This window comes from Streptomyces sp. NRRL F-2664 (genome assembly GCF_000719345.1).
GTDB lineage: Bacteria > Actinomycetota > Actinomycetes > Streptomycetales > Streptomycetaceae > Streptomyces.
In genome coordinates, this window is sequence record NZ_JOFX01000540.1 from 1 (window position 1) to 269 (window position 269).

Annotated in this window: 1 protein-coding gene; it reads right to left on the reverse strand. The window is 67.7% G+C overall.

The features are described 5' to 3' along the window. The coding region (locus tag IF89_RS0136885; protein WP_199820694.1) for a transposase at window positions 1-262 on the reverse strand (262 nt) is incomplete at its 3' end. Between the last annotated feature and the right edge of the window lie 7 nt (window positions 263-269).

Below are 269 nucleotides of genomic sequence, written 5' to 3' on the forward strand. Positions count from 1 at the left end.
GCGGCTCGAACGAGCCTTCGCGGTCCCGCGGCACGTCGATCTCGACCGGCCCGATGTCCGTGACGACGGTCTTGGAGCGTTTCCCGTTGCGGGAGTTCTCGCCGTTCTTCCCGGCCGGATCGTGCCGGTCATAGCCGAGGTGATCACTCATCTCGCCCTCGAGAGCGGACTCCAGCAGCCGCTTCGTCAGTTGCTGGAGCAGACCGCCCTCACCCGTCAGCTGCAGCCCCTCGGCCTGAGCCCGGGCCACGAGCTCGTTCAGGAACTGG